The sequence below is a fragment of the Pseudomonas sp. CVAP#3 genome, from assembly GCF_018986375.1.
GTDB lineage: Bacteria > Pseudomonadota > Gammaproteobacteria > Pseudomonadales > Pseudomonadaceae > Aquipseudomonas > Aquipseudomonas helvetica.
In genome coordinates this window covers 54,999-73,328 of sequence record NZ_JAHMSC010000019.1, presented here as the reverse complement: position 1 = coordinate 73,328, position 18,330 = coordinate 54,999, and the positions used below count along the sequence as shown (strand labels likewise).

Genomic DNA, 18,330 nt, shown 5'->3' with positions numbered 1-18,330 from the left:
ATCCGTTACACTGCCCCGGTCGAATAATCTGACCGGGAGTGGGGCATGGGCTGGGATCGGGCAACGCCGTTTATCATCGACCTGCAGGTTGCTGCCGAGGACATCGATGGGTTGGGGCACGCCAATAATGCGGTGTACGTCACCTGGCTCGAGCGCTGCGCCTGGCGCCACTCGCAGCGTCTAGGGCTGGACCTGGCCGAATATCGGCGCTTGGACCGGGCGATGGCCGTGGTGCGCCACGAGATCGATTACCTGGCTGCCGCCTATGAAGGTGACGAGTTGCAGTTGGCGACCTGGATCGTCGACTGGGATCAGCGCCTGAAGATGACCCGGCACTTCCAGCTCAAACGCCCGAGCGACAACGCCACGCTGCTGCGGGCGCAAACCACGTTTGTCTGCATCGAGCTTTCCAGCGGCAAGCCGAGGCGCATGCCGGCGGAGTTCATCGAAGGCTACGGCCCGGCGTTGCACGTCGCGATTTAATCGCCTGGACGGGCGCTACCGTCCATTCTGACGAAATACCTTCTACGCGCCGAAACCAGTAAACTGCCGCACGTTTTTCGTTGAGTGTTTTCCATGCAAATTGCTTTGGCGCCCATGGAGGGGTTGGTCGACAACATCCTGCGGGACGTGTTGACCCGTGTTGGCGGTATCGATTGGTGCGTGACCGAGTTCATTCGGATCAACGATCAACTGCTCACGCCTGCCTATTTCCACAAATTCGGCCCTGAACTGCTGAACGGCGCCAAAACCGCTTCAGGCGTGCCATTGCGCGTGCAATTGCTCGGCTCCGATCCGGTATGCCTGGCAGAAAACGCGGCGCTGGCCTGTGAGCTGGGTTCGGAGGTGATCGACCTGAACTTCGGTTGCCCGGCCAAGACCGTGAACAAATCGCGCGGCGGTGCTGTACTGCTCAAAGAACCGGAGCTGCTCAACGAAATCGTCGAACATGTACGCCGCGCAGTGCCGGCACACATCCCGGTGACTGCCAAGATGCGTTTGGGTTTTGACAGCCCCGACGGCGCGCTGGTGTGTGCCACGGCATTGGCTGAGGGCGGTGCTGCGCACATTGTGGTGCACGCACGGACCAAGACTGACGGTTACAAGCCGCCAGCACATTGGGAATGGATCCCGCGGGTGCAGGAAGTGGTCAAGGTGCCGGTGTTCGCCAACGGCGATATCTGGAGCGTTGAAGACTGGCGCCGTTGCCGCGAAATCAGCGGCGTGGAAGACATCATGCTGGGTCGTGGCCTGGTGTCGCGCCCCGACCTGGCGCGGCAAATCGCAGCCGCACGGGCCGGTGAAGAGGTGGTCGAGATGACCTGGGCCGAGCTGCTGCCGCTGATTCAGGACTTCTGGCTGCAAGCCAAGGCGCAGATGACGCCGCGCCAGTCGCCGGGTCGCTTGAAACAGTGGCTGGCGATGCTGACTCGCAATTATCCCGAAGCGGTGGAGCTGTTCACGGTCCTGCGTCGTGAGACCGAGCTGGATCAAGTGTCGCGTTTGCTGGGTGTCCAGGTCTCTGAAGCGGCCTGAAAATGAACAAGGGCGCCATCGGCTAATGCCGGTCACTTAACGGCAATCTATCGCTTGGTGATTAATTGTGGCGAGGGAGCTTGCTCCCGCTCGGCCGCGAAGCGGTCGTAATCCGGTAATCGCGTTCCATCTGGATACTCGCGGTGGCTGATTTCAGGGGCGCTTCGCCCGAACGCGGACCGACCCGCGGGAGCAAGCTCCCTCGCCACAGGTTTTGTGCTCGGCGAATTTTTCCGTTAACTGACCAGTATTAGCGCCACTGGCGCCCTTTTTTGTGCCCGTCATTTGAGCAGTTTCAGGAAACCCTCCAGCGGCAGCGGCTGACTGTGCAGGTAGCCTTGATACAAGTGGCAGCCCAGCCCTTGCAAGAAATCGAGCTGTTCGGTGGTCTCGACACCTTCGGCAATCACCGTCAATTCAAGGCTGCGGGCCATGGCCACGATGGCGCGGATGATTTCCGCGTCGTTCGGATCGCTGGTCGCATCGCGGATGAACGACTGGTCGATCTTCAAGGTGTCCACCGGCAGGCGCTTGAGGTACGTCAGCGAGGAGTAGCCGGTGCCAAAGTCGTCCATGGCGAAGCTGACACCAAGTTTCTTCAGGCGGCGCATCTTGCTGATGGTGTCGTCCAGGTTCTGAATCACGATGCCTTCGGTGACCTCCAGCTTGAGCAGCGAATACGGCAGTCCATGGCTGCTCAGGGTTTGTTCAATCCGTTCGACAAAGTCGTTCTGGCGAAATTGCCGTGGGCTGATGTTCACGCAAAGGCTGAAGTTCAGCGGATCGATCAGGCCTCTATCGATCAATTGCCTGAAGGCCTGGCAGGTCTCATCGAGGATCCAGGCGCCGACCTCAAGGATCAGCCCGCTGTCTTCCAGTACCTTGATGAATTCGCTGGGCGATTGCTCCCCCAGCCGCGGGTGGCGCCAGCGCACCAAGGCTTCGGCACCGATAATGCGACCGTCCAGGGCGTCCACCTGAGGCTGGTATTGCACGCTGAACTCGCCACGCGAAAGCGCCAGGCGCAGGTCGGTTTCCATCCGCAGGCGTTCACTGGCCGCTTTTTGCATGGTGTTGTGGAACATCTGCGTGGTATTGCGTCCCGAATCCTTGGCTCGGTACAGGGCAATGTCGGCACGCTTGAGCAGGTCGGTCGGGGTTGAGCCGTGATCGGGGATCAAGGCCACGCCGATGCTCGGGGTGACTTGCAGGCGCTGACCGTCGAGGAACATCGGCTCGGACAACAGCTCGCGCAGCGTGTCGGCCAACTCGCGAACCTGTTCGCTGACCTCGTTGCGCGTCCCTTCCAGGCCGCTCAACAGCACCACAAACTCATCGCCACCCAGTCGCGCCACGGTGTCTTCCATACGCACACTGGCTTCGAGGCGCGCAGTGATGATTTTCAGCACGGTGTCGCCCACCGGGTGACCGAGCGAGTCGTTGATGTGCTTGAAGTGGTCGAGATCGAGGAACAGCAAGGCGCCGCGCAGGTTATGGCGTTTCAGCAAGGCGATCTGCTGGCTCAGGCGATCCATCAGCAGGGCGCGGTTGGGCAGGTTGGTCAGTGGGTCGTGGTAGGCGAGGTGACGGATCTGCGCTTCGGCGTTTTTCAACAGGCTGACGTCCCGGGCGGTCATCAGCAGGCAGGGGGTCTCGTTCAGGGTGATAGGCTCGATCGACACTTCGACGGTGAGAATTTCGCCGCGCTTGTTGCGGCCGAGCATTTCCTGGTGATGCACCCGGCCTTTGGCCTTCAGCGCGGCCAGCAGGTTTGAGCGTTGTTTTTCTTCGGCCCAGATGCCGATCTGATACACGGTTTTGCCCACCACTTCGTCGGCGCGGTAGCCGGTCAAGCGGCAGAAGCCGTCATTGACCTCCAGGTAGCGTCCGCTGTCGCGCTCGGTGATGGTGATGGCGTCGGGGCTGGAGTGAAACGCCTTGGCGAATTTCTCTTCACTGGCCTTGAGGGCGGCCTCGGAGCGCTGCTGCTGGGTGATATCGCGCAAGGTGGTGACAATGCACGGTTCGTTGCCGACGCTGATCTGACGGCTGGAAATCACGCAGGTCAAGGGTTGCCCGTCCTTGTGGTGAACAATGATTGCGACGTTGTTCAGCGCCTGTTCGCGAATCACCTGCTCGATGCGTTGCTGACGCTTCACCGAAGCGTCCCAGAGACCAATCTCGTCGGCACTGCGGTCGATGACGTCGGTGGTGGTCCAGCCGAAGATCTGAGTGAAGGCGGGGTTGATCTCGATGAACTGACCGGTGTCCTGGCGCGTCACGCAGATCGGGTCCGGGCTGACCTGGAACAGGCTGGCGAATTTTTCTTCGGAGGTGATCAGGCGCTGCTCGCGCTCCACCTGGTCGGTGATGTCGAGCAACGTACCGGCCATGCGCAGGGGGACGCCGGACTCATCGCGATAGAGCCGTGCACGGCTTTCCAGGTAGCGCGAACTGCCGTCGGGCAATTGCACGCGGTAGGTCAGTTGATAATTACCAGCCGGGCCTTCGCGCAAACTGCGATAGGCGTCGCGCATGCTGTCGCGCTCATCGTCGGGCACGCCTTCGAAAAACGCATCGAAGGGCTCGTGAAAGGGCACCGGGTCCAGGCCATGCAGCTGTGCGGCACGGGCCGAGCCATAGAGCATGCCGCTGGGAATGTGCCAGTCCCAGGTGCCGAGTTGCGCCGAGTCGAGGGCCAGGTCCAGGCGCTCCTGACTGTCTTTGAGCGCTTGCTCGGCGAGCTTGCGTTCGCTGGTGTCGAGGAAAGTGCTGAGCAGGTAGGGCTGGCCTTCGAGTTCAACCTTTTGCGCGCTGAGAATGCCATCGTGGACCTGGCCGTTACTGGCGCGAAACTGCACCTCCATGCTGACCAGCTCGCCCTTGGCCTTGGTTGCCTTGACCAGTTTGGCGCGTTGTTCCGGGTTCACCCAAAGGCCCAGCTCCAGTGTCGTGCGGCCGATCACGCTATGCACGGGCCAGCCAAACAGGCTTTCGAAGTATTGATTGGCTTCGCTGATCAGGCCGTCTTCCTGACGGGTCAGCAGCACCATGTTCGGGCATAGATGAAATAGTGTTGCGAAACGTTTCTCCGAGCTGCTCAGGGCCTGTTCGCGCTGGCGTTGATGGGTGATCTCGCGGATTACCCCGATCATCCGTGGCCGGCCTTGTTTGTCCGGTATCAGGCTGCCGTTGATCTCCAGCCAGTGCAGGCTGCCGTCGGGCCAGCGGATCCGGTGATGCATCGCCTGTTCCAGCGGTGCACCGGCCACTACGGCGTTAAAGGCTCGCAGGGTTTTGGCGCGATCCTCCACCGGCAGCAGATCCAGGTATTCCAGGTCGGCCGGCAGTGGCTTTTTTGGGTCAAACCCGAACAGGGCTTGAGTCCCACGTGACCAACTGATCAGCCCGCGTTCAATGTCCCAGTACCAGGCCCCCAAGCGTGCACCGTTCAAGGCGGCGAGCAGTTGTGGCGCGCTCTCCCAACTCTGCTCCGAGGTACGCGGATCGAGCGCCTGAATGCGCGGCATTGGGGGCGTGCGTGAGCGAGTGCGGTCAGCAGATTTGGGCATGGGTAACAAGCCTTGGGCTGAATTGGGTGTTTGGCGCTGGGATTTTCAACCTTTAAGGATTAGCACAACTTAGCCTTCACTCCCTGGCAAATCGATTTGTGCGTCCAACAAGGCCATGAAAGCCCGTGCAGCATTCGACAGCGTCCGTTCGGTGTGCACGATATAGCCTAGCTGGCGAGTGAGTTGTATGCCCGGTAAAGGAATGCGTGCCACTTGATCATCGAGCATGGTGCGTGGCAACACGCTCCAGGCCAGGCCAATGGAAACCATCATCTTGATAGTTTCCAGATAGTTAGTGCTCATCGCGATGTTCGGTGTCAGCCCCTGGGCTTCGAAGAGTCGTTGCACGATGTGGTGGGTAAAGGTGTTACCACCGGGGAAAACCGCCGGATGACGAGCGATATCGGCCAGGCTGACCGCACCGTTACTGATCAGCGAGTGTTCGGGGGCCGCCACAAAGTCCAGCGGGTCGTCCCATACCGGCGTGGCTTTCACCAGCGTGTGTGGCTCGGGTGCCAGGGTAATCACCGCCAGTTCGGCGCGGCCGTGAAGAATTTCCTCGTAGGCGACTTCCGAATCGAGGAACTGAATATCCAGCGCGACCTCGGGATAGCGTCGGGTGAACGCCCGCAGCAAGGGCGGCAGGCGGTGCAGGCCAATGTGATGACTGGTCGCCAGGGTCAGGCGGCCAGTCACTTCGCCGGTCAGGTTGGTCAACGCCCGGCGCGTGTCATCCAGCACATTCAGAATTTGATAAGCGCGCGGCAACAGGGCGCGTCCGGCCTCGGTCAGGCTGACTTCGCGGCCCAGTCGATCAAACAGCCGTACATTGAGCTGTTGCTCCAGCCCGGCAATGCGTTTGCTGATGGCTGGCTGGGTCAGGTGCAGCCGTTCGCCCGCGCCGGAGAAGCTGCCGGTCTCGGCGATGGCTATAAAAGCATTGAGGTTGGCCAGGTCCATGGTCGTATTCCAGTTGGTTATCCAAAGCATAAAAATTATGAATTTGAGTTATTTAATGTAACCCCATAGGATCGACCTCACAAGCCAAGGGGTTATTGATTCGCTTCAGTAATCCAGGGCATAGAAACAAGCTGATGAGGAAACGTCTGATGGCCGGCAAAACGCTCTACGACAAGCTCTGGGATTCGCATTTGGTCAAGCAGCGCGACGATGGTTCGGCGCTGATCTACATCGATCGTCACATCATTCACGAAGTGACCTCGCCGCAGGCCTTCGAAGGTCTGCGTCTGGCCGGGCGCAAGCCGTGGCGCATCGATGCCAACATCGCGACCCCGGACCACAACGTACCGACGACTCCAGAGCGCAAGGGCGGCATTGCTGCCATCGCTGACGAAGTCTCGCGTTTGCAGGTTCAGACCCTCGATGACAACTGTGACGAATACGGCATCGTCGAATTCAAGATGAATGACGTGCGTCAAGGCATCGTCCACGTCATCGGCCCGGAGCAGGGCGCTACCTTGCCGGGCATGACCGTGGTCTGCGGTGACTCCCATACCTCGACCCACGGAGCTTTCGGCGCATTGGCTCACGGTATCGGCACTTCCGAGGTCGAGCACGTGCTCGCCACCCAGTGCCTGGTCGCCAAGAAAATGAAGAACATGCGGGTATCGGTTGAAGGAAAATTGCCGTTCGGCGTGACCGCCAAGGACATCGTTCTGGCCGTTATCGGCAAGATCGGCACTGCCGGCGGTAACGGCCACGCGATCGAATTCGCCGGTAGCGCGATTCGCGAGTTGTCGGTCGAAGGCCGCATGACCATCTGCAACATGTCCATCGAAGCCGGTGCGCGGGTTGGTTTGGTTGCCGCTGACGAAAAGACCGTTGCCTACGTCAAGGGTCGTCCGTTCGCGCCGAAAGGAGCTGAGTGGGACTTGGCTGTCGAAGCCTGGAAAGACCTGGTGTCCGATGCGGACGCCAAGTTCGACACCATCGTTGAGCTCGACGCTGCGCAGATCAAGCCGCAAGTCAGCTGGGGCACGTCCCCGGAAATGGTCATCGCCGTCGATCAGAACGTGCCGGACCCGGCTAAAGAGATGGACCTGGTCAAGCGCGACTCGATCGTCCGCGCCTTGAAATACATGGGTTTGACCGCCAATCAGGCGATCACCGACATTCAACTGGATCGCGTGTTCATTGGCTCCTGCACCAACTCGCGGATCGAAGATTTGCGCGCTGCGGCAGTGATCGCCAAGGGCCGCAAAGTGGCTTCGACCATCAAGCAAGCCATTGTGGTGCCGGGTTCGGGCCTGGTGAAGGCACAAGCCGAAGCTGAAGGGCTGGACAAGATCTTCCTCGAAGCCGGTTTCGAATGGCGTGAGCCGGGTTGCTCGATGTGCCTGGCAATGAACCCGGACCGTTTGGAGTCCGGCGAGCATTGCGCATCGACCTCCAACCGTAACTTCGAAGGCCGTCAGGGCGCCGGTGGCCGTACGCACCTGGTGAGCCCGGCAATGGCCGCCGCCGCCGCTGTCAACGGTCGTTTCGTCGACGTCCGTGAATTGATCTGAAGGAGCGCAGCATGAAAGCTTTTACCCAGCACACTGGTCTTGTCGCGCCTTTGGATCGTGCCAACGTCGACACCGACCAAATCATTCCCAAGCAGTTCTTGAAGTCGATCAAACGCACCGGTTTCGGTCCGAATCTGTTCGATGAGTGGCGTTATCTGGATGTCGGGCAACCGTATCAGGACAACTCCAAGCGTCCGCTGAACAAGGACTTCGTGCTCAACGCCGAGCGTTATCAAGGTGCCAGCGTGTTGCTCGCCCGGGAAAACTTCGGCTGCGGTTCGAGCCGCGAGCACGCGCCGTGGGCCCTGGAAGAGTACGGTTTTCGCAGCATCATCGCGCCGAGCTACGCCGACATCTTCTTCAACAACAGCTTCAAGAACGGCTTGCTGCCGATCATCCTGAGCGACGCTGAAGTCGACGAGTTGTTTGCGCAAGTGGAAGCCAATCCGGGCTACCAGTTGCAGATCGACTTGCAGGCCCAGACCGTGACCCGTCCTGACGGCAAGGTCCTGAGTTTCGAAATCGATGCTTTCCGTAAACACTGCCTGCTCAACGGCCTGGACGATATCGGCCTGACCTTGCAGGACGGCGATGCGATTGCCGCATTCGAAGCCAAGCACCGCGCCAGCCAGCCATGGTTGTTCCGCGACGCGTGATTGTGTGTAAGGCGTAATGACGCCATCGCGAGCAAGCTCGGCTGCCACGGGATTTGTGAGCGCCACAGATCCATTGTAGGAGCAAGGCTTGCCCGCGATCGAGCCTGCACAAACAACTCAAGACTCACCCCTTAAGGAAGTCATCATGACCAGCACTGCCCAGCACAGCGACGTAGTACAAAAGCAATTCGGTGAACAGGCTGCCGCCTACCTGAGCAGTGCAGTACACGCACAGGGCACCGAATTCGCACTGCTACAGGCCGAGCTGGCGGGTCGCAGTGATGCGCGAGTGCTGGACCTGGGCTGCGGCGCCGGTCATGTGAGTTTTCATGTGGCTGCGCTGGTCAAGGAAGTGGTCGCCTACGACCTGTCGCAGCAGATGCTCGACGTGGTGGCTGGCGCCGCGGTTGATCGTGGTCTGAACAATGTGACCACCGTGCTGGGTGCGGCGGAGCGCTTGCCGTTTGCCGAGGGTGAATTTGATTTCGTCTTCAGCCGTTATTCGGCGCACCATTGGAGCGACCTTGGCCTGGCCTTGCGCGAAGTGCGCCGAGTGCTCAAGCCGGGAGGGGTAGCAGTATTTATTGATGTCTTGTCGCCGGGCAGTCCGTTGTTCGACACTTACCTGCAAAGTGTTGAAGTGCTGCGCGACACCAGCCACGTGCGTGATTATTCCGCCGGGGAGTGGTTGCGCCAGGTCAGCGAGGCGGGGTTGCATACCCGTAGCACCACGCGCCAGCGGCTGCGCCTGGAGTACAACTCCTGGGTCGAGCGCATGCGTACACCCCAAGCGTTGCGCGTGGCGATCCGCGAATTGCAGCAGGCGATGGGCAATGAAGTGCGCGAGTATTTCGAGATTGAAGCCGATGGTTCGTTCAGCACCGATGTGCTGGTGCTGATGGCTGAACGATAAGCGCCGAGCGCTGGAATTTTTCCGGGCGCGCCCATGAGCGCGCCGACTGATGACATGAGGAACGCATGAGCAAGCAGATTCTGATTCTCCCAGGTGACGGTATTGGCCCGGAAATCATGACCGAAGCGGTCAAGGTGCTGGAACTGGCCAACGACAAGTTTGCACTGGACTTCGAATTGAGCCACGACGTGATCGGCGGCGCAGCCATCGACAAGCACGGCGTGCCGTTGGCCGACGAAACCCTGGCCCGTGCGCGCGCTGCCGATGCGGTGCTGCTGGGTGCGGTGGGCGGTCCGAAATGGGACACCATCGAACGTGACATTCGTCCAGAACGCGGCTTGTTGAAGATTCGTGCGCAACTGGGCCTGTTCGGCAACCTGCGCCCGGCGATCCTGTACCCGCAACTGGCTGAAGCGTCGAGCCTGAAAGCCGAAATCGTCGCAGGCCTGGACATTCTGATCGTCCGTGAACTGACCGGCGGTATCTACTTCGGCGCGCCGCGTGGCGTGCGCGAGTTGGAGAATGGCGAGCGTCAGGCGTATGACACCCTGCCATACAGCGAAAGCGAAATCCGCCGTATCGCCCGCGTCGGTTTCGACATGGCGCGCGTACGCGGCAAGAAGCTCTGCTCGGTCGACAAGGCCAACGTTCTGGCGTCCAGCCAGCTGTGGCGCGAAATCGTCGAGCAAGTGGCCAAGGACTACCCGGACGTCGAGCTGAGCCACATGTACGTCGACAACGCCGCCATGCAGCTGGTGCGTGCACCGAAGCAGTTCGACGTGATCGTCACCGACAACCTGTTCGGCGATATCCTGTCCGACGAAGCTTCGATGCTCACCGGTTCCATCGGCATGTTGCCGTCGGCCTCGCTGGATGCCAACAATAAAGGCATGTACGAGCCGTGCCACGGTTCGGCGCCGGACATCGCCGGTAAAGGCATCGCCAACCCGTTGGCGACGATTCTGTCGGTGTCGATGATGCTGCGTTACAGCTTCAACCAGCTGGTGGCCGCAGACGCTATCGAAAAGGCCGTCAGCCTGGTGTTGGACCAAGGGCTGCGCACAGGTGACATCTGGTCGCCGGGTTGCGTGAAAGTAGGTACGCAGGAAATGGGCGACGCAGTAGTCGCAGCGCTGCGGAATCTGTAATCTCTCTGGCCCCGCTTGTCGCTGATGCCGGCAAGCGAGCCCACTTTTTGTAAAAGGTGTAGTTGCGATGAAACGTGTAGGTCTGATCGGTTGGCGCGGTATGGTCGGTTCCGTGCTCATGCAGCGGATGCTGGAAGAGCAGGATTTCGATCTTATTGAGCCGGTGTTTTTCACCACTTCCAATGTGGGTGGCCAAGGCCCGTCCGTGGGTAAGGATATTGCTCCGCTCAAGGACGCTTACAGCATTGAAGAGCTGAAAACCCTCGACGTGATTCTGACCTGCCAGGGTGGCGACTACACCAGCGAAGTCTTCCCGAAACTGCGCGAAGCCGGCTGGCAGGGTTACTGGATCGACGCCGCTTCCAGCCTGCGCATGCAGGATGACGCGGTAATCGTTCTGGACCCGGTGAACCGCAAGGTCATTGACCAGCAACTCGACGCGGGCACCAAGAACTACATCGGCGGCAACTGCACCGTCAGCCTGATGCTGATGGGCCTGGGCGGTCTGTTCGAAGCCGGTCTGGTGGAGTGGATGAGCGCCATGACCTATCAGGCGGCCTCCGGTGGCGGCGCGCAGCACATGCGTGAGCTGATCAAGCAAATGGGTGTGACCCACGGCGCTGTCGCCGATCAACTGGCCGATCCGGCCAGCGCCATCCTCGACATCGACCGTCGTGTCGCCGAAGCCATGCGCAGCGATGCCTACCCGACTGAAAACTTCGGCGTGCCATTGGCCGGCAGCCTGATCCCGTGGATCGACAAAGAGCTGCCGAACGGTCAGAGCCGCGAAGAGTGGAAGGCCCAGGCCGAGACCAACAAGATCCTCGGTCGCTTCAAGAGCCCGATCCCGGTGGATGGCATCTGCGTGCGCATCGGCGCCATGCGTTGCCACAGCCAGGCGCTGACCATCAAGCTGAACAAAGACGTGCCGATCGCCGATATCGAAGGGCTGATCAGCCAGCACAACCCATGGGTCAAGCTGGTGCCGAACCAGCGCGAAATCAGTATGCAGGAGCTGAGCCCGACCAAGGTCACCGGCACCCTGAACGTACCGGTTGGCCGTCTGCGCAAGCTGAACATGGGTTCGCAGTTCGTCGGTGCTTTCACCGTCGGCGACCAACTGCTGTGGGGCGCAGCCGAACCGCTGCGTCGCATGCTGCGGATTCTGCTGGAACGTTGATTCGCTGATGTAATGAAAAAGCCCGCCTCTCGAAAGAGCTGCGGGTTTTTTATTTCGGGCCAATTGATCGTTCTCACGCGCAGCAAAGGAATGCAGCCCGGGACGCTCCGCGTCCCAAAAGCGGACGCAGAGCGTCCATTGAGGCGTTCCCACGCAGGAGCGTGGGAACGATCGGTGTTGCGGTGAATTGCCTGCGTGCCAGCCACCCGGTAAAGTGCCGCTCCCCCGTTTCGCCTGAGGTAGAACCATGAGCCAGTCCTTTGATATCGCCGTCGTCGGCGCCACCGGTACTGTCGGCGAAACCCTCGTCCAGATTCTTGAAGAGCGTGACTTCCCGGTTGCCAACCTGCACCTGCTGGCCAGCAGTGAGTCGGCGGGGCATTCGGTGCCATTTCGTGGCAAGAACGTACGGGTGCGGGAAGTCGACGAATTTGATTTCAGCAAGGTCCAGCTGGTGTTCTTCGCCGCCGGTCCTGCGGTCACCCTGAGCTTTGCGCCGCGTGCCACTGCCGCCGGTTGCGCGTTGATTGATTTGTCGGGTGCCTTGCCGGCCGAACAAGCGCCGCAAGTGGTGCCGGAAGCCAACAGCCAAGTGCTGGCCGGCTTGAAAAAGCCATTTCAGGTGAGCAGTCCAAGTGCATCGGCCGCCACCCTGGCCGTGGTGCTGGCGCCATTGCGCGAATTGCTCGACCTGCAGCGAGTGACCGTCACTGCCAGCCTGGCCGTTTCCGCTCAGGGCCGCGAAGCAGTCACCGAGCTGGCACGGCAGACAGCAGAGCTGCTGAATGTTCGCCCACTGGAACCGCGTTTCTTTGATCGGCAAATGGCCTTCAACCTGCTGGCACAAGTCGGCATGCCGGATGCTCAGGGCCATACGCTGCTGGAAAAACGCCTGGTTCGAGAGCTGCGCGAGGTCATGGCACAGCCTTTATTAAAGATTTCTGTCACTTGCATTCAAGCCCCGGTGTTTTTCGGCGATAGCTTTAGCGTGACCTTGCAGTCAGCCAAGGCTGTCGACCTGGCGGCGGTGAATGCTGCGCTTGAGGCGGCGCCGGGTGTCGAGCTGGTCGAGGCGGGCGATTACCCGACGCCGGTAGGTGATGCGGTAGGGCAGGACGTGGTCTACGTCGGTCGGGTTCGCAGCGGTATCGACGATCCGGCGGAACTTAATGTGTGGCTGACGTCAGATAACGTACGCAAAGGCGCCGCACTCAATGCGGTGCAGGTGGCTGAGTTGTTGATAAAAGACCTTGTGTAAAAGATACTTGGCAACAATTTGCAAATTTATTCTAGTCGTACAGGCCGCAAGGCCTGAATGCTGGAGGCGAGCCGCCATCAGGGGCTTCCAAGGGCATCAGTGAAATAAGCGCGCGCAGAGACTCTTCGAGGCTGCGCGCAATGCCTTACGGCAGCGGTATCAACACCTTCTCGCTTGCCGAGGAAAGTTCAACAAAGGATGAGGCTATGGTTCAAGTTCGCAAACTGGTGTTAGCAATAGCGGCCGCCTCGGCGCTGTCCTCCGGTATGGCGCATGCCCTCGGGCTTGGGGAATTGACCCTGAAGTCGACCCTGAACCAACCCCTGGTGGCAGAAATCGAGTTGCTCGACGTCAAGGACCTCACCGCTGCCGAAGTGGTGCCGAGCCTGGCGTCGGCCGATGATTTCGCCAAGGCCGGGGTTGATCGTCAGGCGTTCCTCAATGACCTGACGTTTACGCCAGTGCTCAATGCCAGCGGTAAAAGCATCCTGCGGGTGACTTCAAGTCAGCCACTCTCCGAGCCGATGGTGAAATTCCTGGTTCAGGTGATGTGGCCAAGCGGCCGACTGCTGCGCGACTACAGCGTACTGCTCGATCCGTCCAAATTCTCGCCGCAGACGGCTGACGCTGCTGCGCAATCCGCACCGGCTCAAGCGCCGGCGATCAACGCACCAGTGACTGGCGCGAGCAAGCCTAAGCAGCACGTCACGACGCCGCGCGACACCTTGTGGGAAATCGCCGCGAAAGCACGCAATGGCGGCTCGATCCAGCAAACCATGCTGGCGATTCAGGCGCTGAACCCGAACGCCTTTATCGATGGCAACATCAATCGACTGAAAACCGGTCAGGTCTTGCGCCTGCCGGACGCCACGCAAAGCACCAGCTTGCCGCAGCCTAAAGCCATTGCCGAAGTCGCCGCGCAGAACACGGCCTGGCGTCAAGGGCGCCGCTCGGTTCACCGGGCGCAGGCGCAACAGCTTGATGCAACCAAGCGCGGGCATGATGTGGTCGCGCCGCAAGGCACTGCCAAGGACAAGTTGAGCCTGGTCTCGGCCGAATCCGGCAAGAAAGGTGGTAAAGGTGCAGCGGGCGATAGCAAGGCCATCGGCAATAAGCTGGCGGTAGCCCAGGAAGGCCTCGATACGACTCGTCGTGACAATGCCGAGCTGAAAAGCCGCATAACTGACTTGCAGAGTCAGATGGACAAACTCCAGCGCTTGATCGAGCTGAAAAATAATCAATTGGCCAAGATGCAAGCAGAAGGCGCGGGGGAAAACTCTGCTGCTCAACCTTCGGCGTCGATCTCGGCTGATCTGGTTACCCAGCCAGCGGCGGCGCCTGCACCCGCGGTAACCCCAGAGGCAACGCCGGCCGCAGTGCCTGCCGAGGCGCCGATTCAGGCAACCCCGGCAGCGAGTGATGAGCAAAAGTACAACGAACTGCTGACCAATCCGATACTCCTGGGTCTGGTGGGTGGCGGTGCGGTGGTGGTGCTGTTGCTGCTGTTGTTGCTGGCACGTCGGCGCAAGGCTCAGCAGGAAGCCGAGAAGCACAAGCGCATGGCGAAGGCGTTGGCTGAAGAGTCGGACTTGACGGAAGATCTCGATCTGCCGGAAAGCAGCTTCGAAGGCCTCGAAGTGCCGCCACCAGTCGTCAAGCTTGCAACGCCTCCAGCTCCAGTCGTGGCGCCGGTGGTAGTGACGCCGCCGATTGCTGCACCATTGGTCGCGCCGGCGGCCGAGCGTTCGGATGATGTCCTGGCGCAAGCCCAGTCGCACATCAATGCCGGGCGTTTGAATCAGGCTGCCAGCCTGCTTGAAGAGGGTATCAAGCAAGAGCCGCAACGCAGCGACCTGCGCTTGAAGCTGATGGAAGTCTACGGCCAGCAGGGCGATCGCAGTGCGTTCGTGGCGCAAGAGCGTCAGCTGGTTGCCAATGGCAAAAATCATGCTGACGTTGAACAGCTGAAAAGCCGCTTTCCGGCGATGGTTGCCGTGGCAGCTGTTGGCGGCATCGCCGCCGCAGCGGTTGCCGCCGAGCTGGATGCGCAGTACGTCAAGGACCTGCTGCACGAGGAACCTAAAGCGCCAGCCCCGGAACCTGAAGCCGCACCAGCCCCGGCACCTGCCGATGACGACTTCGACAGTGCCTTCGACCTGAGCCTGGACGATCTGGAAGCTGCATCGCCCGCAGTAGTCGCTCCAGAGCCGACGCTGGAACTGGACGCTTTTCCGCTCGACGACGATCTGAGTTTCGAATCCGTTCTGCAGCAGCAGACCGAAGCCAAGGACAGTCTGGATGACCTGTCGGATTTCGACCTGGATCTGGGTGGCGACGTGCCGGATTCGACCCTGGCTGACGACGAGTTCCTACTCAACCTCGACGACGATCTGAAAGATCTGCCAGCGGCCGAGTCGCCAGCGGTCACAGAGGCGGCGCTTGATGATCTGGAGTTGCCGGCGGATTTCGACCTGTCCCTGGCGGATGAGCTCGATGCTCAAGCCAAGCCTGAGCCGGACGACTTCATGTCCGAACTGGACGATGTCAATGCCGAGCTGGATCGTTTGTCCGGTAGCCTGGAGCATCCGCCTATCGCCGAGCCAAGCTTCACCGCTGAAGATGCGGCGATCGGGATGGATGAGCCTGAGTTTGACTTCCTCGCGGGCACTGACGAAGTCGCGACCAAGCTGGATCTGGCGCAGGCTTACATCGACATGGGTGACAACGACGGCGCACGGGACATCCTCGGTGAGGTGCTCAGCGAGGGTAATGACGGTCAGAAGAGCGAAGCCAAGGACATGTTGGCGCGTATGGCCTGATGACCGGTAACGCATAACGAAAACGGCAGCCCATCGAGGCTGCCGTTTTTGTTTCGGGGGTTTAGGGATTGGTCACATAACCCGTGGCGAGGGAGCTTGCTCCCGCTGGGTTGCGAAGCGACCCCGAAATCTGTAATCGCACTCTTTCAGGTACTTCTCGCCAGAAGGCTTTACGACTGCTTCGCAATCGAGCGGGAGCAAGCTCCCTCGCCACAAGTGCATCACCTTAAGCCAGCAAGTCTTCGTAAAACGCACCGAACGGTCGGGTAGGGTGGGCCAGCTGAATTTCGAGGATCCACAGTCCCACATTCGGGCAGGCGTCGAAATTGCCCAGATCCCCTGCGCGATAGATTGCATGGGGGAAATCGCTGGCCCTGTGACCCTTGATGTCCAGGTTCAACACCCAGCCCATCACGGACGCTTGTTCTTCTGCGTAGCGATACAGTTCGGGGCCGGCGACCTGGTGGGTTCGCCAATAGTCGTGGACCTGATCGAACAGGGTTTTCGCTGCCGCTGCACAGGCCTGCATTTCAGGGTCGTTGCCGGTGGTGAACGTGGCGCCACAGTCGCCTTCGTGGCGATCCCACACGACACCGAGGTCAATGAAGAAAATATCGTTTTCGCCCAGCACCGGATCGCCGCTGGAAGGCTGCTTGAAGGTTTTCAGGGTGTTCTCGCCGAAGCGGATCTTGGTCGGGTGCCAGATGCGGTCCATGCCCAGTCCGGTCAGTACTTCAAGTCCCATCTGCAGGGCTTCGGACTCGAGCATGCCGGGTTTTATCCGGCTGGCCATTTCTTCGATGGCTTCCCAGGTCTTGCGTTTGGCATGGAGCATTCCCTCCAGGCTGTAGGCCAATCCAACAGCTTCCTTTTGTATGGCGCTCATGTGTCAGGTCTCGTCAGGTTTTTGGTTTTCGTTATGTGTTTATCTATATAGCGAAACTGCGACGGCGCATGCAAATGTCAAATCGCTTATCGGGGCTCGAACAAAAAACACCATGAACATGGCGTCCCGGCACCACGGCCTTATAATGCCCGCCTTTGCGTAGATCAGCAGGCTGTCATTCCTTGGCAAATATAGATAACCCGGCCGCCGAAATGGCGGCCGACGGCTTTTTCCGGATCGCGTTGGGCGTTGAATACAAAGGCTCGCGCTACCGCGGCTGGCAGCGTCAGGCGTCCGGTGTGGCCACCGTGCAGCTAGCCCTCGAAACAGCGCTGTCGAAGGTCGCGGACTCGCCGGTGTCCTTGCACTGCGCGGGTCGTACCGACGCCGGCGTGCACGCCTGTGGCCAGGTGGTGCATTTCGATACCCAGGTCGACCGTTCATTGAAGGCCTGGGTCATGGGCGCCAACATCAACTTGCCCCACGACATCAGTGTCAGTTGGGCCAAGGTCATGCCCGCGCACTTTCATGCGCGCTTCAAGGCGATTGCCCGGCGTTATCGGTATGTGATCTACAACGATCAGATCCGTCCGGCGCACCTCAACGAAGAGGTCACCTGGAATCACCGGCCGCTGGATGTCCAGCGCATGGCCGAGGCGGCGCAACATCTGATCGGTACCCACGATTTCAGCGCTTTCCGTGCCGGGCAGTGTCAGGCCAAGTCGCCGATCAAGGAAATCCATCACCTGCGCGTCACCCGGCACGGCAAGATGATCGTGCTGGATATCCGCGCCAGTGCGTTCCTGCATCACATGGTGCGCAATATCGCCGGCGTGCTCATGACCATCGGTGCCGGTGAGCGTCCGGTGGAGTGGGCCAAAGAAGTGCTGGAAAGCCGGGTCCGCCGTACCGGTGGCGTCACGGCCCATCCATTCGGGCTGTACCTGGTGCAGGTCGAGTACCGCGACGAGTTCGAGTTGCCCGAGCGTTACATCGGTCCGCACTTCCTGACCGGCTTCTCGGAACTTGACGGCTGACGCCCTCGAATGCATTTGCTACCATCCGGGACTTTCCCGGATTTGCCCTGAGGTTCAAACGACATGTCAGCCGTTCGCAGCAAAATTTGTGGGATTACCCGCATTGAAGATGCGTTGGCGGCGGTTGATGCCGGGGCGGACGCAATCGGTCTGGTGTTCTATGCCAAAAGCCCGCGGGCGGTGACGGTGCAGCAGGCCCGCGCGATCATCGCCGCGTTGCCGCCATTCGTGACCACGGTGGGCTTGTTCGTCAACGCCAGCCGCTGCGAACTCGGTGAGATTCTCGACGCGGTGCCGCTGGACCTGTTGCAGTTCCACGGCGACGAAACCCCGGCCGATTGCGAGGGTTACCATCGGCCGTACATCAAGGCATTGCGGGTCAAGGCGGGCGACGACATCGCTGCCAGTTGTAATCTTTACGCTAAAGCCAGCGGCATTTTGCTCGATACCTATGTCGAAGGTGTTCCCGGTGGAACCGGCGAGGCCTTTGACTGGTCATTGATACCGCAAGGTTTGAGCAAGCCGATCATCCTTGCAGGCGGGCTGTCGGCGGCCAATGTGGCCGAGGCCATTGCCCGGGTTCACCCGTACGCGGTGGACGTCAGCGGTGGGGTAGAGCAGAGCAAGGGCATCAAGGATCACGCGAAGATTCGCGCGTTTATACAGGCAGTGCGCAGTAGCGTGTAGTCGATGTGACGGCTGGCAGTCTGCCGCCGTCCATTGCACTGTACGAAACAGGTGTACTGCATACGGCAGGCATGGCTGAGGGTTGTTGGGTTGTACGAAGGTCAGTCTTG

The 18,330-nt window shown here is 60.2% G+C and carries 14 protein-coding genes; 11 read left to right on the top strand and 3 right to left on the bottom strand.

Features of this window, described 5'->3' with window-relative positions; all coding sequences use genetic code 11:
• Nucleotides 1–45: 45 nt before the first annotated feature.
• Together KRR23_RS24485 and KRR23_RS24480 are read left to right on the top strand one after the other, a co-directional pair.
• Nucleotides 46–483, top strand: coding sequence for a thioesterase family protein (locus tag KRR23_RS24485; RefSeq protein ID WP_216744588.1), 438 nt, complete (start codon nt 46–48; stop codon nt 481–483).
• Between the two features lie 93 nt (nt 484–576).
• Nucleotides 577–1,536, top strand: coding sequence for a tRNA-dihydrouridine synthase (locus KRR23_RS24480; RefSeq protein WP_216744587.1), 960 nt, complete (start codon nt 577–579; stop codon nt 1,534–1,536).
• Nucleotides 1,537–1,817: 281 nt separating this feature from the next.
• On the opposite strand, the gene KRR23_RS24475 is transcribed toward KRR23_RS24480, so the two are convergent.
• Both KRR23_RS24475 and KRR23_RS24470 read right to left on the bottom strand, forming a co-directional pair.
• A complete protein-coding gene (locus KRR23_RS24475) occupies nt 1,818–5,108 on the bottom strand; it encodes a PAS domain S-box protein (protein ID WP_216744586.1) in 3,291 nt (1,096 codons plus the stop codon).
• 69 nt (nt 5,109–5,177) lie between these two features.
• Nucleotides 5,178–6,068, bottom strand: coding sequence for a LysR family transcriptional regulator (locus tag KRR23_RS24470; RefSeq protein WP_216744585.1), 891 nt, complete (start codon nt 6,066–6,068; stop codon nt 5,178–5,180).
• A gap of 149 nt (nt 6,069–6,217) precedes the next feature.
• On the opposite strand from KRR23_RS24470, the gene leuC reads away from it, so the two are divergent.
• From leuC to KRR23_RS24435, 7 genes are all read left to right on the top strand, one after another.
• Complete coding sequence (gene leuC / locus KRR23_RS24465) at nt 6,218–7,636, top strand: 3-isopropylmalate dehydratase large subunit (RefSeq protein ID WP_216744624.1); 1,419 nt, start codon at nt 6,218–6,220, stop codon at nt 7,634–7,636.
• 11 nt (nt 7,637–7,647) lie between these two features.
• Nucleotides 7,648–8,292: a 3-isopropylmalate dehydratase small subunit gene (leuD, locus tag KRR23_RS24460; RefSeq protein WP_216744584.1), complete on the top strand. Its 645-nt coding sequence runs from the start codon at nt 7,648–7,650 to the stop codon at nt 8,290–8,292.
• Nucleotides 8,293–8,437: 145 nt separating this feature from the next.
• Nucleotides 8,438–9,205, top strand: a complete 768-nt coding sequence (locus tag KRR23_RS24455) for a class I SAM-dependent methyltransferase (protein WP_103319182.1) — start codon at nt 8,438–8,440, stop codon at nt 9,203–9,205.
• A gap of 65 nt (nt 9,206–9,270) precedes the next feature.
• Nucleotides 9,271–10,353, top strand: coding sequence for a 3-isopropylmalate dehydrogenase (leuB, locus tag KRR23_RS24450; RefSeq protein ID WP_054596621.1), 1,083 nt, complete (start codon nt 9,271–9,273; stop codon nt 10,351–10,353).
• Nucleotides 10,354–10,420: 67 nt separating this feature from the next.
• On the top strand, nt 10,421–11,533 hold the full coding sequence (gene asd / locus KRR23_RS24445; protein WP_019692674.1) for an aspartate-semialdehyde dehydrogenase: 1,113 nt from the start codon (nt 10,421–10,423) through the stop codon (nt 11,531–11,533).
• A 247-nt stretch (nt 11,534–11,780) separates the two neighbouring features.
• Complete coding sequence (locus tag KRR23_RS24440) at nt 11,781–12,791, top strand: aspartate-semialdehyde dehydrogenase (RefSeq protein ID WP_216744583.1); 1,011 nt, start codon at nt 11,781–11,783, stop codon at nt 12,789–12,791.
• 206 nt (nt 12,792–12,997) lie between these two features.
• On the top strand, nt 12,998–15,610 hold the full coding sequence (locus KRR23_RS24435) for a FimV/HubP family polar landmark protein (protein ID WP_216744582.1): 2,613 nt from the start codon (nt 12,998–13,000) through the stop codon (nt 15,608–15,610).
• A gap of 226 nt (nt 15,611–15,836) precedes the next feature.
• Here KRR23_RS24435 and KRR23_RS24430 read toward each other — a convergent pair whose 3' ends face one another.
• Nucleotides 15,837–16,496 (bottom strand): M24 family metallopeptidase, encoded by a 660-nt coding sequence (locus tag KRR23_RS24430; RefSeq protein WP_216744581.1) that lies wholly within the window; start codon nt 16,494–16,496, stop codon nt 15,837–15,839.
• Nucleotides 16,497–16,678: 182 nt separating this feature from the next.
• On the opposite strand from KRR23_RS24430, the gene truA reads away from it, so the two are divergent.
• Together truA and KRR23_RS24420 are read left to right on the top strand one after the other, a co-directional pair.
• Nucleotides 16,679–17,533 carry a tRNA pseudouridine(38-40) synthase TruA gene (gene truA, locus KRR23_RS24425; protein WP_173860009.1) on the top strand — a complete coding sequence of 285 codons (855 nt, stop codon included), beginning with the start codon at nt 16,679–16,681 and terminating at the stop codon, nt 17,531–17,533.
• Between the two features lie 63 nt (nt 17,534–17,596).
• On the top strand, nt 17,597–18,220 hold the full coding sequence (locus tag KRR23_RS24420; protein WP_216744580.1) for a phosphoribosylanthranilate isomerase: 624 nt from the start codon (nt 17,597–17,599) through the stop codon (nt 18,218–18,220).
• The last annotated feature ends 110 nt before the right edge of the window (nt 18,221–18,330 follow it).